The 21436-nt window shown below is 64.4% G+C and carries 22 protein-coding genes; 11 read left to right on the forward strand and 11 right to left on the reverse strand.

What is annotated here, in order from left to right; translation table 11 throughout:
* Positions 1–67: 67 nt before the first annotated feature.
* The 4 genes from copI to queF all read left to right on the forward strand — a co-directional run bounded on the left by copI (position 68) and on the right by queF (position 3883).
* Positions 68–616, forward strand: coding sequence for a copper-resistant cuproprotein CopI (gene copI / locus ACYJSS_RS00975; protein ID WP_236205221.1), 549 nt, complete (start codon positions 68–70; stop codon positions 614–616).
* Entirely contained in the window at positions 613–2286 is a 1674-nt protein-coding gene (locus tag ACYJSS_RS00980) for a copper resistance system multicopper oxidase (protein WP_236205222.1), read from the forward strand. Before copI ends, ACYJSS_RS00980 begins: the two co-directional genes overlap by 4 nt.
* Positions 2273–2974 (forward strand): copper resistance protein B, encoded by a 702-nt coding sequence (locus ACYJSS_RS00985; protein WP_236205223.1) that lies wholly within the window; start codon positions 2273–2275, stop codon positions 2972–2974. The genes ACYJSS_RS00980 and ACYJSS_RS00985 overlap by 14 nt, the downstream gene beginning before the upstream one ends.
* Positions 2975–3052: 78 nt before the next feature.
* A complete protein-coding gene (gene queF / locus ACYJSS_RS00990) occupies positions 3053–3883 on the forward strand; it encodes an NADPH-dependent 7-cyano-7-deazaguanine reductase QueF (protein WP_236205224.1) in 831 nt (276 codons plus the stop codon).
* Between the two features lie 88 nt (positions 3884–3971).
* Here the strand turns inward: queF and ACYJSS_RS00995 are convergent, their stop codons facing one another.
* The 3 genes from ACYJSS_RS00995 to ACYJSS_RS01005 form a co-directional block, all read right to left on the reverse strand.
* Positions 3972–4235: a DUF4404 family protein gene (locus tag ACYJSS_RS00995; RefSeq protein WP_111261538.1), complete on the reverse strand. Its 264-nt coding sequence runs from the start codon at positions 4233–4235 to the stop codon at positions 3972–3974.
* A 128-nt stretch (positions 4236–4363) separates the two neighbouring features.
* Entirely contained in the window at positions 4364–5104 is a 741-nt protein-coding gene (locus ACYJSS_RS01000) for an HAD family phosphatase (RefSeq protein WP_236205225.1), read from the reverse strand.
* Positions 5105–5178: 74 nt separating this feature from the next.
* Positions 5179–5589 (reverse strand): acyl-CoA thioesterase, encoded by a 411-nt coding sequence (locus ACYJSS_RS01005; protein ID WP_236205226.1) that lies wholly within the window; start codon positions 5587–5589, stop codon positions 5179–5181.
* Positions 5590–5697: 108 nt separating this feature from the next.
* On the opposite strand from ACYJSS_RS01005, the gene ACYJSS_RS01010 reads away from it, so the two are divergent.
* The gene (locus ACYJSS_RS01010; RefSeq protein ID WP_236205227.1) at positions 5698–6399 is read left to right on the forward strand and encodes an MlaA family lipoprotein; all 702 of its coding nucleotides are present in this window, start codon (positions 5698–5700) and stop codon (positions 6397–6399) included.
* A gap of 59 nt (positions 6400–6458) precedes the next feature.
* On the opposite strand, the gene ACYJSS_RS01015 is transcribed toward ACYJSS_RS01010, so the two are convergent.
* Positions 6459–6758, reverse strand: a complete 300-nt coding sequence (locus ACYJSS_RS01015) for a PilZ domain-containing protein (RefSeq protein ID WP_111264162.1) — start codon at positions 6756–6758, stop codon at positions 6459–6461.
* Between the two features lie 219 nt (positions 6759–6977).
* On the opposite strand from ACYJSS_RS01015, the gene rssB reads away from it, so the two are divergent.
* Positions 6978–8162, forward strand: a complete 1185-nt coding sequence (gene rssB, locus ACYJSS_RS01020) for a two-component system response regulator RssB (protein ID WP_111264163.1) — start codon at positions 6978–6980, stop codon at positions 8160–8162.
* Positions 8159–8641 carry an anti-sigma factor antagonist RssC gene (gene rssC, locus ACYJSS_RS01025; protein ID WP_111264164.1) on the forward strand — a complete coding sequence of 161 codons (483 nt, stop codon included), beginning with the start codon at positions 8159–8161 and terminating at the stop codon, positions 8639–8641. Before rssB ends, rssC begins: the two co-directional genes overlap by 4 nt.
* Positions 8642–8700: 59 nt before the next feature.
* Here the strand turns inward: rssC and tal are convergent, their stop codons facing one another.
* Entirely contained in the window at positions 8701–9630 is a 930-nt protein-coding gene (gene tal, locus ACYJSS_RS01030) for a transaldolase (protein ID WP_111264165.1), read from the reverse strand.
* A 299-nt stretch (positions 9631–9929) separates the two neighbouring features.
* Here tal and ACYJSS_RS01035 point away from each other — a divergent pair, with 299 nt between their 5' ends.
* Positions 9930–10235 carry a hypothetical protein gene (locus ACYJSS_RS01035; protein ID WP_111264166.1) on the forward strand — a complete coding sequence of 102 codons (306 nt, stop codon included), beginning with the start codon at positions 9930–9932 and terminating at the stop codon, positions 10233–10235.
* Here the strand turns inward: ACYJSS_RS01035 and dusA are convergent.
* The 6 genes from dusA to ACYJSS_RS01065 all read right to left on the reverse strand — a co-directional run bounded on the left by dusA (position 10205) and on the right by ACYJSS_RS01065 (position 18401).
* Positions 10205–11215 (reverse strand): tRNA dihydrouridine(20/20a) synthase DusA, encoded by a 1011-nt coding sequence (gene dusA / locus ACYJSS_RS01040; RefSeq protein WP_111264167.1) that lies wholly within the window; start codon positions 11213–11215, stop codon positions 10205–10207. The two genes, ACYJSS_RS01035 and dusA, sit on opposite strands and share 31 nt — an antisense overlap.
* Before the next feature lie 336 nt (positions 11216–11551).
* Positions 11552–12250, reverse strand: a complete 699-nt coding sequence (locus ACYJSS_RS01045) for a dual specificity protein phosphatase family protein (protein ID WP_111264168.1) — start codon at positions 12248–12250, stop codon at positions 11552–11554.
* 122 nt (positions 12251–12372) lie between these two features.
* Positions 12373–13779 (reverse strand): ATP-binding protein, encoded by a 1407-nt coding sequence (locus ACYJSS_RS01050; protein ID WP_111264169.1) that lies wholly within the window; start codon positions 13777–13779, stop codon positions 12373–12375.
* Positions 13763–15580 (reverse strand): DAHL domain-containing protein, encoded by a 1818-nt coding sequence (locus ACYJSS_RS01055; RefSeq protein ID WP_236205228.1) that lies wholly within the window; start codon positions 15578–15580, stop codon positions 13763–13765. The genes ACYJSS_RS01050 and ACYJSS_RS01055 overlap by 17 nt, the downstream gene beginning before the upstream one ends.
* Complete coding sequence (locus ACYJSS_RS01060; RefSeq protein WP_373874014.1) at positions 15577–16542, reverse strand: cytochrome-c peroxidase; 966 nt, start codon at positions 16540–16542, stop codon at positions 15577–15579. The genes ACYJSS_RS01055 and ACYJSS_RS01060 overlap by 4 nt, the downstream gene beginning before the upstream one ends.
* Positions 16539–18401 carry a GGDEF/EAL domain-containing response regulator gene (locus ACYJSS_RS01065; protein WP_236205229.1) on the reverse strand — a complete coding sequence of 621 codons (1863 nt, stop codon included), beginning with the start codon at positions 18399–18401 and terminating at the stop codon, positions 16539–16541. Before ACYJSS_RS01065 ends, ACYJSS_RS01060 begins: the two co-directional genes overlap by 4 nt.
* 365 nt (positions 18402–18766) lie before the next feature.
* Between ACYJSS_RS01065 and ACYJSS_RS01070 the strand changes: the two genes are divergently transcribed.
* The 3 genes from ACYJSS_RS01070 (at position 18767) to ACYJSS_RS01080 (ending at position 21361) form a co-directional block, all read left to right on the forward strand.
* A complete protein-coding gene (locus ACYJSS_RS01070) occupies positions 18767–20098 on the forward strand; it encodes an HD domain-containing phosphohydrolase (RefSeq protein ID WP_236205230.1) in 1332 nt (443 codons plus the stop codon).
* A gap of 17 nt (positions 20099–20115) precedes the next feature.
* Positions 20116–20643: a response regulator gene (locus ACYJSS_RS01075; protein ID WP_236205231.1), complete on the forward strand. Its 528-nt coding sequence runs from the start codon at positions 20116–20118 to the stop codon at positions 20641–20643.
* 280 nt (positions 20644–20923) lie between these two features.
* A complete protein-coding gene (locus tag ACYJSS_RS01080) occupies positions 20924–21361 on the forward strand; it encodes a GNAT family N-acetyltransferase (protein WP_236205232.1) in 438 nt (145 codons plus the stop codon).
* Positions 21362–21436 lie beyond the last annotated feature (75 nt).

Genomic DNA, 21436 nt, shown 5'->3' on the forward strand with positions numbered 1-21436 from the left:
GTCGCGGTCAGCCAGGCGCCAGCCTGGGGTGCCTAAGGTGGCGCCATCGTCACTCAAGGAGCACCTCATGAAATCCTCCCTCATCGCCCTGGCCCTGGGCCTTTCCATCAGCCTGCCGGTGCTGGCCGACACCCCGGCCGGGGGCTACGGCTTCGGTCACCCGGGCAAGGCCGCCGAGGCCGATCGCACCGTGGAGATCACCCTCGGCGATATGTACTACGAGCCGGCCGAGCTGGACGTGAAGGCGGGCGAGACGGTGCGCTTCGTGCTGAAGAACACCGGCGCCCTGCTGCATGAGTTCAACCTGGGCGACGCCGCCATGCATGCGGCGCACCAGAAGGAAATGCTGCAGATGCAGCAGATGGGCATGCTCACCCCCACCGGCATGGACCACGGCATGGGCCAGATGGACCCCGGCAAGATGGGCCACGACATGGCCGGCATGGACCACGGCGCGATGATGAAGCACGACGACCCCAACAGCGTGCTGGTGGAGCCGGGCAAGACCGCCGAGCTGACCTGGACATTCAGCGCCGCCACCGGGCTGGAGTTCGCCTGCAACATCCCCGGCCATTACCAGGCGGGGATGGTGGGCCGCCTCAAGGTCACGCCATGAAGCGCACGCTGATCGGCGCCGGGCTGCTGGCCCTGGCCGCCGACGCCTTGGGCGGCAGTTACGACCTGGTGATCGATGAAGGCCGGGTGGAGCTGAGCGACGGCAGCCGGCCGGCGCTGACCATCAATGGCCAGTCCCCCGCCCCGGAGCTGCGTTTCAAGGAGGGCGAGGAGGTGGCGATCCGCGTGACCAACCGCCTGGACCGCGACACCTCGCTGCACTGGCATGGGATCATCCTGCCCTACGACCAGGACGGCGTGCCGGGCATCAGCTTCCCCGGCATCAAGCCCGGGCAGACCTTCACCTACCGCTTCCGCCTGCAGCAGTCGGGCACCTACTGGTACCACGCCCACAGCGACTTCCAGGAGCAGGAGGGGCTGTACGGGCCTCTGGTCATCGAGCCCCGTGCCCGCGAGCCGTACCGCTACGACCGCGAATACACGGTGATGCTGTTCGACTGGCAGGACGAGAAGCCCGAACGCACCCTGGCCAACCTGAAGAAGGACGCCGAGTACTACAACGACCAGAAGCTGACGGTGGGGGACTTCTTCCGCGATGCCGTTCGCGATGGCGTCTGGGCGACGCTGAGGGACCGCTGGGCCTGGGGCGGCATGCGCATGTCGCCGACCGATATCGCCGATGTCAGCGGCTTCCGCTTCCTGGTCAACGGCCGCGACACCGCGCAGAACTGGACGGCGCTGTTCAAGCCCGGCGAGAGGGTGCGACTGCGCATCATCAACGCCTCGGGCATGAGCTACTTCGACCTGCGCATCCCCGGCCTGCCGATGACCGTGGTGCAGGCCGACGGCAACGACGTGCTGCCGGTGACCGTGGACCGCCTGCGCATGGCGGTGGCGGAGACCTACGACGTGATCGTGCAGCCCACCGAGGACCGCGCCTATTCGCTGCTGGCCGAAGCCATGGACCGGCGCGGCCTGGTGCGCGCCACCCTGGCCCCGCGCGAGGGCATGGCCGGCGAGGTGCCGCCGCTGGGGGCGCCGCGTCGCCTGACCATGGCGGACATGGGCATGGCCCACGACATGGGCGACATGGGCGACATGGCTGGCATGGACCACGGGGCCATGGCCGGGATGGACCATGCCGCGATGGGCCACGGGATGCCTGCAGCCCCGGCGGGCAACCCAGACTATGCGTCGGGCAGCGGCGTGGCGCCGGAGGCCGAGGGCGGGCGGGTGCTGGTCTACGGCGACCTCAAGGCGATGCGCCCGGATGCCCGCTACCGCGCGCCGGACCGCACCATCGAGCTGAAGCTCACCGGCAACATGGAGCGCTACTTCTGGTCCTTCGACGGGGTGAAGTATTCCGAGGCCGAGCCCATCCGCCTGCGCTACGGGGAGCGGGTGCGCTTCCGCTTCGTCAACCAGACGATGATGAACCACCCCATGCACCTGCACGGCATGTGGATGCAGCTGGACAAGGGCAACGGCCGGCTCAACCCGCTCAAGCACGTGGTCAACGTCGCTCCGGGCAGCACCCTGGAGGTGGATGTGCCGGCTGACGCCATCGGCGAGTGGGCCTTCCACTGCCACCTGATCTACCACATGGCCAGCGGCATGTTCCGCAAGGTGGTGGTCGAGGCGCCCGACGGCAGCAGCCGGTCCCTGGGCGATGCCATGGACATGAAGGAGGCCGCCCATGCGCAGCATTGAATGGGGGTTGCTGGCGGTTCTGACCAGCCCGGCGGCGCTGGCGATGGACATGGATGCCATGCCCGTCGGCTACTTCGGCTTCGATCGCCTGGAGAGCCGCCTGCATGGCAACGACGCCCAACTGGCCTGGGAGGCGGAGGGCTGGTACGGCACCGACCTGCACAAGCTGGTGCTGAAAAGCGAGGGGCTGCGCGACGCCGGTGGCCCGACCGTGGACAGCGAGACGCAGCTGCTTTACCGGCGCATGGCGAGCGAGTTCTTCGACTGGCAGGCGGGGTTGCGCCATGACGACCAGCCGGGGCCTTCGCGCAGCCATGGGGTGCTCGGCATCAAGGGCCTGGCGCCGCAGTGGTTCGAGGTGGAGGCGAACCTGTTCGTCAGCGAGCGGGGCGACCCCTCCCTGCGCCTGGAGGCGGAGTACGAGCTGCTGCTGACCCGGCGCCTGGTGCTGGAGCCGCGCCTGGAATACGACCTGGCCCTGGCGGATGACCGCGACCTGGGGCGCGGCGCGGGTGGCAGCACGCTGGAGACCGGGCTGCGCCTGCACTGGCGGCTGGCGCCGGACTTCTCGCCCTATGTCGGCTACGAGTGGGAGCGCACCTATGGGCGCAGCGGCGACTGGCTGCGTGAGGCGGGCGAGGCGGACGAGGAGGGCGCCTGGGTGGTGGGGCTGCGGGCCTGGTTCTGAGCGGGCACCGGGCGGGTTTTGCGGCGGGCGGCGGCCTGTATACAATTGCCGGGTTTTCCCGCTCAGGTCGCCTTCCTCATGCAGCATCCCGCCGAACACTCGCCGCTGGGCAAATCCAGCGAGTACATCAGTACCTACAGCCCGCAACTGCTGTTCCCCATCTCCCGCGTGGCGAAGTGGAACGAACTGGGGCTGACGGCGGAGACCTTGCCTTATAAAGGCGTGGATTTCTGGAACTGCTATGAGCTGTCCTGGCTGACCCCGTCCGGCAAGCCGGTGGTGGCCATCGGCGAGTTCGCCATCCCGGCGGATTCGCCGAACATCATCGAGTCGAAGTCCTTCAAGCTCTACCTCAACTCGCTGAACCAGAGCGCCTTCGTCGATGCCGCCGCGCTGGTGGCGGTGCTGCAGAAGGACCTGTCCGCCGCCGCCGGTGCACCGGTGCAGGTGCGGGTGCGCAGCCTGGCCGAGGTGGAAGCCGACGGGGTGGCCCGTGCCGCCGGCGTCTGCATCGACGACCTGGATATCACCATCGCCAACTACGAGCACCCACAGCCGGAGCTGCTGCGCGCCGATGCTGGCGAGGTGGTGGAAGAGGCGTTGCACAGCCACCTGTTGAAGTCCAATTGCCCGGTCACCAGCCAGCCGGACTGGGGCACCCTGGTGGTGGAGTACAAGGGCGCGCGCCTGGATCACGCCAGCTTCCTGGCCTATATCGTCAGCTTCCGCCAGCACTGCGACTTCCACGAGCAGTGCGTGGAGCGCGTCTTCCTCGACCTGCAGCGCCTGCTCAAGCCGGAGTACCTGACGGTGCATGCCCGCTACGTGCGCCGGGGCGGGCTGGATATCAACCCCTACCGCAGCACCCACGTGCTGGTGCCGGACAACGGGCGGCTGGCACGGCAGTAGGCGGCCCATTTTTCCGGGCTGAGGCCCGGCTACGGCCCCAGAACGCAAAACCCCGGCACAAGGCCGGGGTTTTTGGTTGCAGCTGCCGTCAGATGCCCATGTTCGCCAGGCTCTGGACGATGTTGCGCAAGGTGCCGGCCAGGGTCGGGTGCTTGATCTCGAAGCGCTCGACCGCGAGGTTGACGCCATCCACCAGGCTGTCGTCGGGCGGGGTGGCCGGCTCGGTGGCCAGTTGCAGTTCGATGTCCTGGATCAGCGTGTTCAGCTCGGCGCGTTCCTCTTCATCCATCGGGGCGTCGCTGGCCAACTGCTCGCGCAGTTCTTGCAGTTGCTGCTGCAGACGTTCAGACATGGCGTTCTCCTTTCATAAGACTTTGGAGTGGACCTCCGGCGGCTGCCAAAAGGTCCCTCGTGTCGTTGAGATTAATCCAGGAGTGAGAGGCGTGCCTGATCCCGATCAAGGCTGTAACAATTGCCGGCTCAGGGCTTTTCCCCCTTCTGCCGGCGCGCTGCCAGGTCGTCCAGGCAGGCGGGCAGTTCGCCCAGGTGGTCGATCACCGAATGGGCGCCCAGGCGGTACAGCTCCAGGGTCGCGCGGGCGCGTAGCGGGTCGCGTTCGCTGCTGGGCAGGGCCTGCCAGTCGCCGAGGGCCTGGCCGCAAAGGCGCCCGCTGGTGGCCAGGCCCACGGTCCACAGCCCGGCGTTGAGCCCGGCCTGGATCAGGCGCGGCTCGCCGCTGACCAGCACGCAGCCTTCGAGGCGGTCGACGCCTAGGCTGGCGAGGGCGCTCCAGCAGGCGTCGGGCGCGGGCCAGGGGCGGCAGTCGGGGTCGTTGCCGGCAGCCAGGGTGCTGGCCAGGGGGCCGGAGAGGGCGTGGGTGGTGCCTTCGGGCAGTTCGTCCAGCCAGGCGCCGGGGATCTGCCGGGTGGCCAGGAGGTCGAGGAGCTGGTCCAGGCCCGGGGCCGCTTCGGCGTGTTCGTCGGCGGCGCTGGCCAGGGCTTCGGCGAAGCGGGCGAGCTCGGCGGCCTTGGCCGGGCGCTGCAGGGCATGGCCGAGGGCCTGGGTCGGCGGCAGGTTGGCGGCTTCCTGCAGGCGCTCCGGGGCGCAGCGGGGCAGGGTGCGGGTCAGGGCTACGGGGAGGGTCCGGGCGCCGAAGTCCACGAGGCAGCCTGACAGGCCGAAGAGCAGGGCGTTGAACGCGGGCGGTGTGCGGGTGGGCATGGCGAGGTCATCCTGACGGGGTCAGGTCCAGCCTAGCTTCGGCGGATGACGCGGCGATGACGGAAAGATGACGCTCAGGCGCCGTCCATCAAGGCGCGCAGGGCGGCGGGCACGGGGATCGGCCGGTTGCTGGCGTGATCGACCCAGACCAGCTTGCAGTAGCCTTCGCCGTAGGTGGATTGCGGGTCTTCCTCGGTACTCAGGCGATGCTCGACCACCAGGCTGGAGCTGCCGACCTGGCCGGCGAACAGTTCGACAACCACGGTGGCCGGGTGCACCACGGGGCGCAGGTAGGTGTGCAGGGTCTGCAGGACGACCGGGCCCTGCTCGACGTTGCTCATGGGGATGCCATGGCGCTCGAACCAGGCGACCCGGGCTTCTTCCAGGTACTGGATATAGAGGGTGTTGTTGACGTGGCCGTAGCTGTCCATGTCGCCCCAGCGCACTGGGATGCGAGCAATATGAAGCAATCGTTTTTCCTGCATCGGTGGCCTTCGCTATGCTGCCTATTGCGTTCCCGATGGCCGTATAATGCGCGCCTCACCGGGCTGCCCGCGGGGCTGCCACACTACTTTTCTCTAGGAGAGTCTGCAATGCGAATGATCGGCACCGGGTGGCTCGATCGTCTTGGTCGTGTGTGCGTCGTGGCTGGGCTGGCGCTGCTGCCGCTGGCGGCGGGTGCGGCGGAAAGCGACCCGTGGGAGGGCGTCAACCGGGTGATCTTCCGCTTCAACGACACCCTCGACACCTACGCGCTGAAGCCGGTCGCGCAGGGCTACCAGGCGGTGACCCCCGACTTCGTCGAGGATGGCGTGCACAACGTGTTCAGCAACGTCGGCGATGTCAGCAACCTGGCCAACGACCTGCTGCAGGCGAAGTTCCACGACGCCGGTGTCGACACCGGTCGCCTGATCTTCAACACGACCTTCGGCCTGCTGGGCGTGTTCGACGTGGCCACCCGCATGGGGCTGCAGCGCAACGACGAGGACTTCGGCCAGACCCTGGGCGCCTGGGGCGTGGGCAGTGGCCCGTACGTGGTGTTGCCGTTGCTGGGCCCGAGCACCCTGCGCGACGCGCCTGCGAAGATCCCGGACAGCTACCTCGGCCCGTACCCGTACATCGACCATGTGCCGACCCGCAACGTGATCCGTGGCGTCAACGTCATCGACACCCGCGCCAACCTGCTGTCGGCGGAGAAGTTCATCCAGGGCGACAAGTACAACTTCATCCGCAACGCCTACCTGCAGAACCGTGAGTTCAAGGTGCGCGACGGTGAGGTCGAGGACGACTTCTAGGCCTTCGTGGGCATGAAAAAGGCGGCCATCTGGCCGCCTTTTTCGTTTCAGGTCATCGCTCAGCGCATCGAGATGATGGCGAGCCCGATGGACTTGCCACCGTTCTCCCCGTCGCTCACGCGCACCACCTCTGCCTCGGCTTCGAGGCCCTGCAGTTCGGCGTGATCGGATGGGATGTGGACCTTGACCTTGTCGCCGATCGCCAGCTCCACGTCCGCTTCCAGCTGCATGCCGGTGCTGGAGAGGTCGCGGCAAAGGGCGGGAATCTCGCGTCCGGCATGATGCAGGACGACATGGGCTTCGACTTGCATCCGGATGAAATCGCGTTTCTCGCTATAGGCTCGATCGCTTTGGCTCATTGCCACTGTCCTCTTGTATTTGATGGACTCTCCCCGAGCTTCTTATAACTCCCGTCGATTTCTTGTGTAAAGGCAGGTTTCGACAATCGGTGCACGCTTGAATCGCCCCGCGGATGGGAGTACCGTCTGCGCCTTGAAGCGAACCCCCATACGCGCACCAGGGCCTTGGGCCGGGTGTTCAACCAGCCCGTCCCCCGGCGCCGTTTGCCTGGATACTCCATGCACAATACCAGTGCCAAGCTGCTGATCATCGATGACGACGAGGTAGTGCGCGCAAGCCTTGCGGCCTATCTGGAAGACAGTGGTTTCAGCGTCCTGCAGGCTGCCAATGGCTTGCAGGGGCTGCAGGTTTTCGAGCAGGAACATCCCGATCTGGTGATCTGCGACCTGCGCATGCCCCAAGTCGACGGCCTCGAACTCATCCGCCGCGTAAATCAACTGCAATCCGATACCCCGGTCATCGTCGTGTCCGGTGCGGGTGTCATGAGCGATGCCGTCGAGGCCTTGCGCCTGGGCGCTGCCGACTACCTGATCAAGCCCCTGGAAGACCTGGCGGTGCTCGAGCACTCCGTGCATCGGGCCCTGGATCGCTACGCCCTGCGCGTCGAGAACCAGCGCTACCGCGAGGAGCTGGAGGCGGCCAACCGCGAGCTCCAGGCCAGCCTGCACCTGCTGCAGGAAGACCAGAACGCCGGGCGCCAGGTGCAGATGAACATGCTGCCGGTGACGCCCTGGACGGTGGACGGACTGAAGTTCGCCCACCAGATCATCCCGTCGCTCTACCTGTCTGGGGATTTCGTCGATTATTTCCGCGTGGACGAGCGCCGCGTCGCCTTCTACCTGGCCGACGTCTCGGGCCATGGCGCGTCCTCGGCCTTCGTCACCGTGCTGTTGAAGTTCATGACCACCCGGCTGCTCTATGAGTCCCGGCGTGGCGGCATGCTTCCCGAGTTCAAGCCCTCCGATGTGCTCGGCCACATCAACCGCGGCCTGATCAACTGCAAGCTGGGCAAGCACGTGACCATGCTCGGCGGGGTGATAGACGAGGAGAGCGGTTTGCTGACCTACAGCATTGGCGGGCACCTGCCGCTGCCGGTGCTGTTCAGCGAAGGCAAGGCACGCTACCTGAGCGGGCGTGGCCTGCCCGTCGGACTGTTCGATGAGGCGACCTACGAGGATCAGGTCCTCGAGTTGCCGCCATCCTTCAGCCTGACCCTTTTATCCGACGGCATTCTGGACCTTTTGCCGGGAGATACGCTCAAAGAAAAAGAAGCCGCGCTACCGGAACTGGTGTGCACGGCAGGTGGCAGTCTGGATGGCTTGCGACAGGTGTTTGGACTGGCCAATCTGGGCGAGATGCCGGATGATATCGCCTTGCTGGTGTTGAGCAGGAACCTTGCATGAGTACCGGTAAAATCCAGTTTGCCGAGCAGAACGGGACCTTCGTCCTGAAGTTCGTCGGTGAAATTCGCCTTACCTTGTGTTCGGCTCTGGATGCGACCATTGAAAAGATCTTCTCCGCGCTGAATTTCTCTGCGATCGTCATCGATCTCACGGAAACTCGTAGCATCGACAGCACCACGCTGGGCCTCCTGGCCAAGTTGTCGATCCTCTCGCGGCAGAAGGTGGGACTGTTGCCGACCGTAGTGACCACCCATCCGGACATCACCCGACTCTTGCAGTCGATGGGGTTCGATCAGGTGTTCAACATCGTCGGCAAGCCGCTGCCATGCCCGGAATGCCTGGAAGACCTGCCTCCGCAGGACCAGACCGAGGACGTGGTACGCACCAAGGTGCTGGAAGCACACCGCATCCTGATGGGGCTCAACGAGTCCAATCGAGAAGCCTTCCACGATCTGGTGAGCGCCCTCGAGCGCAGCTGATCGTCTTTCCCCCTGATTGGTGAACCCGCGCGCGCAGCCTTGTGGCTGCGCGCGCGTTTTTATTTCTGGCGGGCGTTGAGCAGAGCTTCGAGCTTTTCCTGGTCGCGGGCGAACAGGCGGATGCCTTCGGCGAGCTTCTCGGTGGCCATCGCATCTTCGTTGAACTGCCAGCGGAACTGGGCCTGGTCCAGCGCGGTGCGTGCTTCGTTGTCGCTGCCGGCGCTGAGCTTGCGCTCCAGGCTGCCCTGGTCGTCCGCGAGCTGTTGCAGGAGGTCGGGGCTGATGGTCAGGCGGTCGCAACCGGCCAATTGCTCGATCTGGCCGAGGTTGCGGAAGCTCGCACCCATCACCACCGTGTCGTAGCCGTGAGCCTTGTAGTAGCGATAGATGCGCGAGACCGACTGCACGCCCGGGTCTTCGGCGCCTGCGAAGTCGCGGCCCTCGGCCTTCTTGTACCAGTCGTAGATGCGCCCGACGAAGGGGGAGATGAGGAATACCCCGGCGTCGGCGCAGGCGACTGCCTGGGCGAAGTTGAACAGCAGGGTGAGGTTGGTCTGGATGCCGTCGCGCTCCAGTTGCTCGGCGGCACGGATACCTTCCCAGGTCGAGGCGATCTTGATCAGCACGCGCTCGCGCCCGATGCCAGCCTTGTCGTACAGGCCGATCAGGCGCTCGGCGCGGCGCAGCGTGGCCTGGGTATCGAAGGACAGGCGCGCGTCGACTTCCGTGGAGATGCGGCCCGGGATCACCTTGAGGATCTCCTGGCCGACGGCGACGCCGAAGCGGTCGCAGGCCAGGCCCAGATCGCCCGCGCTGCCGGCCACGGCTGCATCGAGCAGTTCCGCATAGCGGGGCAGGGCGGCGGCCTTGAGCAGCAGCGAGGGGTTGGTGGTGGCGTCGACCGGCTTGAGGCGGGCGATGGCGTCGAGGTCACCGGTGTCGGCGACCACGGTGGTGAACTGCTTGAGTTGATCCAGCTTGGATGTCATGGACGAAGCCTTGTCGTTGCAGATGGCGTGACCTTACCCGAGCGCCCTGGCGCGCTCAACGGGGTGGCGCGGGTAAATTCGCGGCCCTGTCCCGCGTCTTTCTCCCTGAAGGGATCGAGGGGAAGTACCGCCCCTGTCTGACCGCCGGATTCTGATTTTTTTCCGTTTTTCTTGCGGGTTTTTCGTTCCCGTTCGTCTTTATTGTTAGAGCCCCTGATTTTTCAGGGAAAAAGAGGCCGGCAGGACCGCCAGCCTCCATGCAAGCCGAACAGGCAACAGATACGTCAAGGAGTCATACCATGCCGATGAGCGACCACCAGCACCTGCGCCACCTGCTGCAGGAGGTCGGACTGAAAGCCAGCCTGCCTCGCCTGAAAGTACTGGAAGTGCTCTGCGACGCCAGCCAGGAAAGCGGCGGCATATCCACCCGGTTGCTGCACGAACGCCTGAATGCCGCCGGCGAGCCTCTCTCGCTGATCAGCGTGCGCCAGGTGCTCGGCCGCATGCTGGAGAGCGGCCTTGTCGTGCCCGGTGGGCATAAGGGGTATTGCCTGGCGCCGAGCCAGAACGCGGCTCAGTGGCCGCGCAACAGCTCGGTGGCCTGATCCAGCAACCCCAGCGGCTCGGTGGTCTTGTGCACGTCCACCGAGAGCAACTGGCGGAAGCGCCGTGCGCCGGGGAAGCCCTGGCCCAGTCCCAGTACATGGCGGGTGATGTGATGCATCTGCCCGCCCTCCGCGATGTGCCTTTCTATATAGGGGCGCAACGCCGCCAGGGCCTCGGCGCGGGTCGGTTGCGGCCTGTCGTCGCCGAACAGCCGCGCATCCACGCCCGCCAGCAGGTAGGGGTTGTGATAGGCCTCGCGGCCAAGCATCACGCCGTCGAATACCTCGAGATGCGTCGCGCACTCGTCCAGGGTCTTGATGCCGCCATTGAGGATCAGCTCCAGATCCGGGAAATCCTTCTTCAGCTGCGCGGCGACGTCGTAGCGCAGTGGCGGGATTTCACGGTTTTCCTTCGGCGACAGCCCTTCGAGGATCGCGATGCGCGCATGCACGGTGAAGCTGCGGCAGCCAGCCTCCCGCACCTGGCCGACGAAATCGCATAGTTCGGCGTAGCTGTCGCGACCGTTGATGCCGATGCGGTGCTTGACCGTAACCGGGATCGCCACCGCATCCAGCATCGCCTTCACGCAGTCGGCCACCAGGGCCGGATGGCCCATCAGGCAGGCACCGATCATGTTGTTCTGCACCCGGTCGCTGGGGCAGCCGACGTTGAGGTTCACCTCGTCGTAACCCGCTTGCTCCGCAAAGCGTGCGCAGGCCGCCAGGTCCACCGGTACGCTGCCACCTAGCTGCAACGCCAGCGGGTGCTCCGCCTCGTCGTGGCGGAGGAAACGCGCCCGATCCCCTTGCAGAAGCGCCCCTGTGGTGACCATCTCCGTATACAGCAGCGCATGGCGCGAGAGCAGGCGCAGAAAGAACCGACAATTTCTGTCCGTCCAATCCATCATCGGCGCAACGGAGAAGCGGCGGGACAGCGCAGGGCGCGTGGTTGCTGGGCTAGAGGCTATTTCTTTAAGCATTTTCGTACAGCTGATAGAGGGCGGTTTGGGGCCGTTTCCGGATGACATGGCGACGCTCAGGAAACGAAAGCGCACGGATGGAACTGCGGCCTGTCTGGCCCAGATCCGGATCATGCGGGAAGGGGTGCAAGTCTATCAGGAAGCCTTGCCCTCCGCTGGCTGCACAGCGCCAGGGCTCGGGCGCTCAGGTGGTCTTGCCACTCCAGGCAACGCTCTCTGCCCTCTGTGATCATCCCTTTGCCACGGGTGGCTCCAGGTGTCGGGCAAGTGCTATCCGGTTGATTGGCAAGGCTCCCCGTTAGAAAGCACACAGCTTCACACGCAAATCGGGCTGACCTAATACTTGTACCCCATATAAACCGCCGCATTCTTTTTGAGTTCGCGGACTTCGGATTCCCGAATGCGCATTCCATAGGAGTAATGCACAGAGTCGGAACTGCTGGAGCTGTCGTCATCCTCCACTGCGTGTGCGCTGGGTATCTCGCGGGAGATATTCGTCTGAACGGCGTGGTGCACCTTGTTTCCGCTTTTTGATGGGCCCGAGACGCTGTACATCGCCCTGTAGTCAGTCCCCCTGGAGGCATCGGTAACAATCTCGGACCACTTCGCCTCGTTTAGCCAACCCCAATAGCTGTTGTTATTGACCTGTTTCGTAAGGGAGAAGGTGATGTCGGTGCGCTCTGCCTGGCCCTTTGTCAGGAACGTGCCGGCGTCTTCGATCGTGAACCCGGCGTAACGGCAAAGGTACGCGATGAGTGCGAAGGAGGTCCTGCTGTTACCGTTAGCGCAATGTACCGTCGCGGAGCCCCTGGTTTGCAGTTCCGAATGGATGATGTCCGCAGCCGCTATGAAACAGGGAATGCACTTATCTGCGGTGTCATCCATGCCATGGCTCATATGGCGCAGATCAACTCTGTTCGCGATCTTCGACAGGTCGTGATGGGTTCCGAAATAGATGATTTCCCCTCCCGGACCGCTTATTTCTCCGCCTCGATAGCCTGCAGAAATTTCCCAGCCATTTTTACGGTATGGCATGACCTGCCTCCATTCTCGCCACTGTTCCCTGTCTGTGCGCGCCGGGTGCTGCTACGCCAGTGCGCTGAATCAATCTAGTAGCTGGAGCGGTATGCCGCTAGCGATCCGAAGAAGGGCAGCGCTCATGCCTGGCGATGTGACGCATCGATCGGTAGTTCGATCTTGAAGCGGGTTCCTTCGCCTTCATGGCTTTGCACCGACAGGGCGCCGCCGTGCTTCTGCACGATCCCATAGGAGAGCGAAAGCCCAAGGCCCGTGCCCTTGCCGACCGGTTTGGTGGTGAAGAACGGATCGAAGATGTGGGGCAGCACATCAGCAGGAATGCCGCTGCCGTCATCCGCTATCTCGATCCACACCCGCCCGTCGCCCGCCCAGGTGGTGATCACGATTCTTCCTCGTGCCTCCCCCATGGCTTGCGCTGCGTTGACCACGAGATTCATGACGACCTGGTTGATCTGCGAGGGCAGGCATTTCACCTCCGGCAGGTCGCCGAAGTTCCGCACTATGTCGGCGCGGTACTTCACCTCGCTCGCCACGATGTTCAGCGTCGACTCTATGCCCTGATGGATATCGGCCCATTGCCACTCCGTGTCGGTATCGACGCGGGAGAAGTCCTTCAGGTCCTGGATTATCTTGCGGACCCGGCCGATGCCTTCCCTCGTTTCATTCAGCAGCGAGGGGATGTCGTCCTTGAGGTAATCCAGGTCGACCCGCTTGCGAAGGGCGATCACCCGCGCCTTCAAGTCCTCGTCTGCGATGGATGGCTCCGCCGATTCATAGGCCTTAAGGACTTCAAGCAGTTCGCGGAAGTAGGTTTCCAGCGTGCTGTGATTGGACGAGATGAAGCCGATCGGGTTGTTGATCTCATGCGCCACGCCAGCGGCGAGCTGGCCGATCGACGCCAGCTTCTCGTTCTGTATCAACTGGCTTTCCAACTGCTTGCGCTCGGCCATCTCCTGCTGCAGGACGCTGTTGGTACGTGTCAGGTCCTCGGTCCGGACCCGCACCTGGTGTTCGAGGCTTTCCATCTGCTGCTGCAGGCGCTGGGTCATGTCCCACTTGGCGGTGAGCGAACAGGCGAGCTGGCTGACTTCGATATTGTCGAAGGGCTTCTTCAGGATCAGCAGCCTGTCCGCCACCCGCAGCCTGGCGAGCAGCTCTTCCCATGAATAGTCGGCATATGCCGTGCAGACGACGACTTGCAGCCGTGGGTCCGCCTGCCAGAGGTGCTCAATGGTTTCCACTCCATCCCACCCCTGCGGCATGCGCATGTCGACGAAGGCCATCGCATAGGGCCTGTCCTCGGCCAGTGCCATCTCCAGCAGCTTCAGGCCGTCCTGGCCGCGACAGGCCGAATCGATCTCGAACTCTCTCGCCTCCATGGTCGGGCCCGTGCCGAACAACTGCGCTTCGAATGCATCCAGCGCCTGGGTATCGCTGGGCTCCGGCGCGAGGATCTTGCGAAAGTCGTCGTGGATGGACGGCGTGTCGTCGATCAGCAGAATGCGGCGGTTACCCGGGTTGTCCATGCGCCAGCCCTCTCTTCTTCATAGGGATTTCCAGGGTGAAGCAGGCTCCCATTCCCGGGCCGTCGCTTTCGACCCGCAACGAGCCGTCCATCTCGATGGCGGCGAGCGCGCAACTGTGAAGCCCGAAACCGTGGCCGTCTTTCCGGGTGGTGAAGCCGTGGGCGAAGATGCGCGTCAGGTTGGCCTGCTCGATCCCCTCGCCGTTGTCCCGGACGCGTATGGTCAGGCTGGAGGCCCCCAGTTGCACGGACAGGGTCAGGCGCCGTGGCCGATCCTCCTGCGCACTCATGGCCTGCTTGGCGTTGCTGATCAGGTTCACCAGGATGAGCAGGGTGCGGTGCTTGTCCAGGACGACCTCCGGCAGGTCGTCATACTCCTTCACGATCTCGACCTGGTGCCGGACCAGCGAATCGGACTGCATGCGCAACGCATCGTCCATGAGTTCATTGATGCTGATGGGCTCGACGATGCTGGAGGGGCCAGCGTAGGACTGCTGGGTCGAGACGATCTCCTTGATGTGGTTGACGCTCCGGGTCATCTGCTCGAGCTCATTGACGATGCTCTCCCGCTCCGAAGAGAGCGCCTCCGATACCTGGGCAATGTAGCCGGGCAGCAGCTTCCCCTTCTCGTCGTGACTGATGAAGGCGCCGAGGTCCTCCTGGTGCGCCGTCATCATCTCCACCGCCCTGGCCAGGCCGAGCGCTTTGGAGTTGCGCACCCTGCGCGCCACCAGGTCGGCGGAAATATTCACGCTGTTCAGCACATTACCGACGTTGTGCAGCACGTTGGTCGCGATCTCGGCCATGCCCGCATGCCGGGCAGCGGCAACCAGCTCGCTCTGGGCGTGTTGCAGTTCATGGGTCCGCACCTGTACCCGTCGTTCGAGTTCGTCATTGGCGGCTTGCAACGCCTGGTTCATGCGGTTGATCTGCGCATAGCTGCGCAGGAGCCAATAGCCCAGGAACAGCAGCAGCGCCGCCAGGATGGCCGCGAACAGAAGCAGGTATCGGTGGGAAACCTGGTCCTGGGCGGCGGCCGCGAACTGCTCCCCGCTCAGGACTTCGATCAGCGCATCCAGGCGTGCGGCTACAGGCACGGCGGCAATCTGATTGAGCAGGGCGTTGACCTGCTTCTGTTCGCTGAGAACGGTCCGAATATGAGCCGAGAACAGATCGAGGGCGCTGCCGATGTCCGGGCTCAGCCCGGCCTTCTGCTCCTCGATCTTCTGCAGGTTGAGCTGAATCTCCTCGGCCTTTTCGTTTGTCGTGACCTGCGAATACTCCATCGTGCTCAGGAGTGCGTCGAACACGTAGCCGGACATCGTGTCGAGCACCATGCTGCTGCGTTGGTCATTGATCAGGTTCTGCACGTCGTCTTCGGCAGTGGGTAGAAAATTCAGGGAGTTCCGCAGGATGGCGTTATGCGACTTGAACGCCTCGATCAGGCCGGACTTCTCCTCCAGCGCCGTCCTGTAGAGTTCCTTGTTCCGTTCCCAGCGCTTCGGGTTGTGCAGGGGCGCCTCTGCGAGGCGTTGTTCGAGGCGCTGCCAGTTGCTGTCCATTTCGCTGAGCGGGTCGACCAGCAGGTCGTAGTCGAGGTTGATGCCGATGCGCGAGCGCAGCACCTGGACTTCCCATTGGGCATCGCTCTGCTTGATCTGGCGGAGTATCGCCAGCGACCCGAAGTAGCGGGTTGGCTCGTAGGCATCCGCCCGGAAGAACAGGAACAGGAGCGTGCCGGCGAGCGCGAGCGCGGCGCCTACCAGCACGAGCCAGAGGTTACCCCTGCGGATATCGCTCACTGCGCACCTTTCGTTTCGCCCGTCAGCGTTTTCAGGAAGAGGATGATCAGCCGCTTATCCTCCGGGTCCGCCTTGCGGCCCAGCTGGTACTTGAACATCACGTCCACGGCCTCTTCCAGGGTCTGCGCCGAGGCATCGTGGAAGTAGGGCGCGGTGAGCTCGACGTTGCGCAGGCCCGGCACCTTGAACACGTGGCGGTCCTCGTCCCGGCCGGTGACCGAGAAGCGCCCGAGGTCGGCTTCGGAGCTGCTCCCCTTGTCCTTGAAGTAGTCCCCCATGACCCCGAATTTCTGGAACATGTTGCCGCCCACGTTCATGCCCTGGTGGCAGGAGATGCATCCGCTCTGCTTGAAGCGCGCATACCCCGCCTTCTCCTCATCGCTGATGGCCGTGGAGTCGCCTTCCAGGAACAGGTCGAATCGGGCCTTGGGCGTGAGCAGCGTCCGCTCGTAGGTCGCGATGGCGTTCTGGACATTGGCCTGGGTCACCCCATCCGCGTAGCTCGACTCGAAGGCGTCCCTGTAGGTCTCGTCCGCCGCCAGGCGCGCGAGTAACGCAGGCCATTCGGACCCCATTTCCCTGGGGTTGCGGATGACATCGTCGACCTGCGCCTCCAGGCTCGCGGCGCGGCCATTCCAGAACTGGCGGAAGTTGAGGCTGGCATTGAACACGGTGGGCGTGTTCACCAGCGTCAGGTCACCGTTGAGGCCGACGGACAGGCGCTTGTCATCGGCCCCGCCCCGGTCCAGCTGGTGGCAGCTGGAGCAGGCCACGGCCCCGTTGGCGGAGAGGCGCCTGTCGTTGAACAGCCGGCGGCCCAGCTCGGCTCGGCCCGCGTCTTCGGTATGCCAGCGCGGCAGGGGCTTGATCGGTTCATTGAGCGGCGCGGCGATGCACGGGGAGGCCAGCGGCAACATCGCCAGCGCGAGGTGCAGGATGCGCCGCTTGATGTCGGCGTTCATCGTTCCGCTCCGGCGTGGCCGTTGCGACGCCTGGCGAATTCAGCGAATTCGGCGGCCGGCAAGGCCCGTGAAAAATAGTAGCCCTGGGCTTCATCGCAGTGCCGGCTCGTCAGGAACTCCAGCTGCTCGGCAGTCTCGACCCCCTCGGCCGTGACGGTGAGCCCGAGGCTGTCGGACATGGCGATGATGGCGGCGACGAGGGCCGCGTCCTTCTCATGCACGCCTATGTCGCGGACGAACGACTGGTCGATCTTCAAGGTATCGACCGGGAACAGCTTCAGGTAGCCGAGATTGGAATAGCCGGTGCCGAAGTCGTCGATCGCCAGCCGTACCCCGAGCGACTTGGCGCCCTGCAGCACGAGGGCGCTGCCTTCATGATCCTGCACCAGCAGGCGCTCGGTTATTTCCAGTTCAATGCAGCCGGGATCGACCCCCGAGCTCTCCAGCACGCGCTTCAGTGCCGGGAGGAAGTCGCCCTGGCGGAAGTCCACGGGGGAAAGATTGATCGCGGTACAGAGCGGCCCGAGCCCATGAAGATGCCACAGGTGCGTCTGCCGGCACGCCTCCTTCAGCACCCATCGGCTCAGGGGCACGATGAGGCCGGACTCCTCCGCCACCGGGATGAAGCGGGTCGGCGGAATGGCCTCGCCGTTGGGCTGGAACCACCGTATCAGGGCCTCGCAGCCGATGACGCGGCCGCTACGCAGGTCGATCTTGGGCTGGTAATGGAGCACGAACTCGTCGTTTTCCAATGCGCGCCGGATCGCCACTTCCAGTGACTGCTGGTCCCGCGCGCGCTGCTTGAGCATCGGATCGTAGAGCCGTGCCGTGTTGCGTCCCTGGCCCTTGGCCTCGTGCATGGCGGTCTCGGCCCGCTTGATCAACATGCGCGGGTCGTCGCCGTGTTCGGGGTAGCGGCTTACCCCGATGCTCGCCGTCACGGCCAGCACCTCGCCTGCAATGAGGCGCGGTGTGGCGATGGCGGCCAGGAGCTGGGCGGAAAAAACGGTGTCGCCCCCTCTTTCGGCGAAGTCGCCCACCACCACGAACTGGTCCGAGCCTGGCCGGTAGAGCACGTCCTCGTCCTTCAGCGCGCGCTGGATGGCGGTGCCGCTCGCCTGCAGCACGGCATCCCCGAATGGATAGCCCCAGGCGTTGTTTATATGTTTGAGACGGTCTAGGCCGATGTACAGGAGAGAGAATCCGGACGTCGGCGATGTGCGGATGCACCGCACCAGCCGGTCCCGGAGAAGGTTCAGGTTGGGAAGCCCGGTCAGCGCGTCGTACTGAAGATGGTGCGCGAGTTTCAGCAACTCCGATGCCCGGTGTTCGATGGTGATCTCCAGCGCCTTGACCCTGATCTTGTTCTCCTGCATGGCCTGCCACTTGGCCGTCAGGGTGTTGGCGATCTGGCGGATCTCGATCGCATCGAATGGCTTCTTCAGCACCAGCAGCCGGTCATTGAGGTTCAGGCGTTCGCTCAGTTCGTCCCAGGCCAGGTCGGAGAACGCCGTGCACAACGCGATCTGCAGATCAGGATCGAGCCGCCAGAGCCTTTCGATGGTTTCGAGGCCGTTCCAACCCGGAGGCATGCGCATGTCGACGAATGCCATCGCGTAGGGGCGGTATTCGGCCAGCGCCTGTTCCGCCAGGGCGTGGCCGTCCTTGCCCTGGTAGGCATGATCCAGTTCGTAGCGGGTGGAGGGTGTGGGTTGCGCTACTCCGAAGAGCAGGGACTCCATCGAGGAGAGGCCCTGTGTCGCCTCGGGGCTGAGGATCTTGCGGTAGTCCTCATGCATCGAAGGGGTGTCGTCGATGATCAGGACGCGCCGGTTTCCCGCAGGAATGTAGTGGCTCATGGCAGCGCACGCGGTCGATGTCGCCGCGCCGCCCGACTGGCTGGAAACAATACGCGCATCGGTTGCCACATCCCTGCAATTGGCCCGTCCCTTACTTCTTAAAGTACGGGCTTGGCCATTGTTCAAGTTCACTCGCCGGGTGGTGATACGGTGCAGTTCGCAAGCGCCAGGGTCGATGGCGAGAAAACCTGAATGGTTCCGCTACACGGTCGTCAGTGCGTACAAGTCATGTCCAAGTGTGCCGTTCCTGTCGATCTCCATCCTGCAATTGCTCGTGTCTCGCCGCTTTACGGGCAGTGAAAGCGACTACGCTGAAAAACATCTTCGACCCGGCTCCGATGCGAGCCATGGCAAGAGCGGATGGCATGGAAGACAACATACCCACGGATGCGACCCGTTTCACTGTGCTCCTGGTTGACGATGAGGTCTTCATCCTCAACAGCCTGAAGAGGCTTCTGCGCAGCCAGCCTTACGATCTGCTCCTGGCGGAAAGCGGCGAGCAGGCTCTCGAACTGCTCGCCAGCCATCCCGTCGATCTGGTCGTGTCCGATGCCCGCATGCCATCGATGGACGGTGCGACGCTGCTGGCGGAAATCTATCGACGTCATCCGCAGACCATCCGCATCCTGCTCACGGGCTACACGGACATGCCGACGCTGATCAAGGCGATAAACGAGGGGCGCATATACCGTTACCTGAGCAAGCCCTGGGATGACGCGGAGCTCCTGTCCACACTCGAACAGTCGCTGGCCCACCTGCACTCCGAACGCGAGCGCCAGCGGCTCGAGAAGGTGACCCGGCAGCAGAAGGCCGCCCTCGAACAGCTCAATGCGACGCTGGAGAAACGCGTCGAGTCGCGTACCGCAGAGCTCCAGCAGACGGCCGACATGCTCGACCTGGCCTACGCGGAGCTCAAGCGCAGCTACGTGGTCAGCACCGAGGTCTTTTCCCTTCTGGTCAACCAGCGGCTTCCCCAGGGCAAGCAAACCAACCAGGCGCTCAACGAACTGGTCCGTGCCTGCTGCAATGCGGGCCTCGTGGAGCCTTCGCTGGAGCACGACCTGATCATGGCCGCTGCGCTCTACAACGTGGGCAAGCTCGGCTGGAGCGACAGCATGCTGGGGAGGCCGTCGGACCTGATGCACCACCATGAGCGCGACACCTTCAGGGCTTACCCGGAAACCAGCGAATCGCTGCTGATGTCGCTCGAACCGATGCAGGATGCGGCAAGGCTGATCCGCCACCATCAAGAGCGCTGGGATGGCAGCGGCTTTCCAGACCACCTCAAGGGCAGCGCCATCCCCCAGGGTTCGAGATTGCTCAAGCTCGCCGTGGACTTCGTGGAGTTGCAACGAGGCCTGGTGCTGGAGCGCAACATGAACCGGGACGAGGCCCTGATGTTCATTCGCAAGTACGCGGGGCGGCTGTACGACCCCGACATGATCGAGCCCTTCGTCCAGGTCTGCGCCTCATACCTGACGGACATCACGCTCGCCGATCCCCGCGTGCGCGGGCTGGGTACGCGCGACCTCGAAGGCGGCATGGTGCTGGCACGCAACCTCAACGCGGACAACGGCATGTTGCTGCTCAACGCGGGCAAGGTGCTGACCCCGGTGCTGGTGGAGAAACTGATCGCCTTCGAGGCGATGGAAGGCACGCGCTACACCGTATTCGTGCGCGTTGCGGAAACAGCCTGATTTCACTGGAGGTCCCCATGGCACGTATCCAGTTGGTCGACGATGACCCATTGATCCTCCGCACGCTCCAGCGAGCGATGCGGGATGCCGACTGGGAGCTGGAACCGTTCGACGATCCGGTCCTGGCGTTGCACGCCCTGGCGGAAAAGCCCTATGAGGTGATCGTCTGCGACCACCATATGCCCGACATCGATGGCGTCACCTACCTGCAATTCGCCAAGCAATGCCAGCCCGCCAGCATCCGTATCCTCCTGAGCGGCATGGCCGATCACCAGGCACTGATGCAGGCGATCAACCAGGCTGAAATCTATCGGTTCATCCCCAAGCCCTGGGAAAACGAAGAGCTGCTCGCCACCATCCGGGGGGCGTTGAACCTGTACCGGACGCGCGAGCATGACCGCAGGGAACTCGACCTCCTGCAGATCCACAAGCACCGGGGCGAAGCCGAGCGCATGCAGATCAAGGTGCTCAAGACCCGCCACGGTGAGCTGTACGAAGTGCAGCGAGATGAACAGGGTCGCATCGTGCTGGACGGGGAGGAGTGAGCCCCGGCGCTACGGTCCCCGTCCTTCCCAGTCGCTCCTCCTCGAACCCGTGGAATCACGCCCCGGGGCGTGGCCATGGATCATCGGTCCTGCCCGTGCCGGACGTCCTGCTGCCATCGCCTCGCACCGGGCCCCGGCCCGCATTCGCCGTCTTGCCAACAGCGTCACGAACCCGAGAGCGTGCGTCCGGGAGAGTGCGGCAATCCATGCGCCGGATCAATTGCGGCGGGTTTCCAGTCGCTAGGATGCGCCCGAATCCAACCACGAAAAGGAGTTCTTCATGTCAGATCGGGTTTCCATTCACCTGGCGGGCGCTCCGGGTATCCAGGCTGCGGAGAAGCTGCTCGAGCTGGATGGTTACGGCAGTTTCAGGCAGGTCATGAGCGGGGAGATGTCCGCGGCGCTGGACGAGGAGTGCTACCTGGTGGCCCTCGAGGGCGACTACGTCGGTTTCGCCGTGATCCGAGGCGCCTCCGCCGGCAACTCGGGCTTCTTCGAGATATTCCGGCTGTTCGTCGCCGTCCCCGCGCGCGGCAAGGGCGTGGGCAGGCGCGCGGTCGCCCAGCTCATTGAGTTGCTCAAGAGGCGGGGCAAGGATGAGCTGGTGCTGGAAGTCGAGAGCGAAGGCGCGGCGGCGTTCTGGGAGACCGTGTTGCAGGGCTACAAGGTCCATGACCTGCATAACGGCAAGCGCATCGTCCATCTCTACCCCGCCTGAACCTCCCGGCCCGGTGCGGCATCGCTGGCGGATCGGGTTCCGCGATGCCGCTGCCCCCGGTGGTGACGATCGATG

This window comes from Pseudomonas sp. No.21 (assembly GCF_054558415.1).

Excerpts from the sequence above, each read along its gene's own strand:
- ACYJSS_RS01065 (WP_236205229.1), bottom strand. The coding sequence starts at position 18,401 with ATGAGCCACTACATTCCTGCGGGAAACCGGCGCGTCCTGATCATCGAC.
- copI (WP_236205221.1), top strand. The coding sequence starts at position 68 with ATGAAATCCTCCCTCATCGCCCTGGCCCTGGGCCTTTCCATCAGCCTG.
- ACYJSS_RS01050 (WP_111264169.1), bottom strand. The coding sequence starts at position 13,779 with ATGGACAACCCGGGTAACCGCCGCATTCTGCTGATCGACGACACGCCG.
- ACYJSS_RS01045 (WP_111264168.1), bottom strand. The coding sequence starts at position 12,250 with ATGCCATACCGTAAAAATGGCTGGGAAATTTCTGCAGGCTATCGAGGC.
- dusA (WP_111264167.1), bottom strand. The coding sequence starts at position 11,215 with ATGCTTAAAGAAATAGCCTCTAGCCCAGCAACCACGCGCCCTGCGCTG.
- ACYJSS_RS00995 (WP_111261538.1), bottom strand. The coding sequence starts at position 4,235 with ATGTCTGAACGTCTGCAGCAGCAACTGCAAGAACTGCGCGAGCAGTTG.
- ACYJSS_RS01000 (WP_236205225.1), bottom strand. The coding sequence starts at position 5,104 with ATGCCCACCCGCACACCGCCCGCGTTCAACGCCCTGCTCTTCGGCCTG.
- ACYJSS_RS01070 (WP_236205230.1), top strand. The coding sequence starts at position 18,767 with ATGGAAGACAACATACCCACGGATGCGACCCGTTTCACTGTGCTCCTG.
- ACYJSS_RS01010 (WP_236205227.1), top strand. The coding sequence starts at position 5,698 with ATGCGAATGATCGGCACCGGGTGGCTCGATCGTCTTGGTCGTGTGTGC.
- ACYJSS_RS01075 (WP_236205231.1), top strand. The coding sequence starts at position 20,116 with ATGGCACGTATCCAGTTGGTCGACGATGACCCATTGATCCTCCGCACG.
- tal (WP_111264165.1), bottom strand. The coding sequence starts at position 9,630 with ATGACATCCAAGCTGGATCAACTCAAGCAGTTCACCACCGTGGTCGCC.
- rssC (WP_111264164.1), top strand. The coding sequence starts at position 8,159 with ATGAGTACCGGTAAAATCCAGTTTGCCGAGCAGAACGGGACCTTCGTC.
- ACYJSS_RS01015 (WP_111264162.1), bottom strand. The coding sequence starts at position 6,758 with ATGAGCCAAAGCGATCGAGCCTATAGCGAGAAACGCGATTTCATCCGG.
- ACYJSS_RS01005 (WP_236205226.1), bottom strand. The coding sequence starts at position 5,589 with ATGCAGGAAAAACGATTGCTTCATATTGCTCGCATCCCAGTGCGCTGG.
- ACYJSS_RS00985 (WP_236205223.1), top strand. The coding sequence starts at position 2,273 with ATGCGCAGCATTGAATGGGGGTTGCTGGCGGTTCTGACCAGCCCGGCG.
- ACYJSS_RS01080 (WP_236205232.1), top strand. The coding sequence starts at position 20,924 with ATGTCAGATCGGGTTTCCATTCACCTGGCGGGCGCTCCGGGTATCCAG.
- ACYJSS_RS01060 (WP_373874014.1), bottom strand. The coding sequence starts at position 16,542 with ATGAACGCCGACATCAAGCGGCGCATCCTGCACCTCGCGCTGGCGATG.
- rssB (WP_111264163.1), top strand. The coding sequence starts at position 6,978 with ATGCACAATACCAGTGCCAAGCTGCTGATCATCGATGACGACGAGGTA.
- queF (WP_236205224.1), top strand. The coding sequence starts at position 3,053 with ATGCAGCATCCCGCCGAACACTCGCCGCTGGGCAAATCCAGCGAGTAC.
- ACYJSS_RS00980 (WP_236205222.1), top strand. The coding sequence starts at position 613 with ATGAAGCGCACGCTGATCGGCGCCGGGCTGCTGGCCCTGGCCGCCGAC.
- ACYJSS_RS01035 (WP_111264166.1), top strand. The coding sequence starts at position 9,930 with ATGCCGATGAGCGACCACCAGCACCTGCGCCACCTGCTGCAGGAGGTC.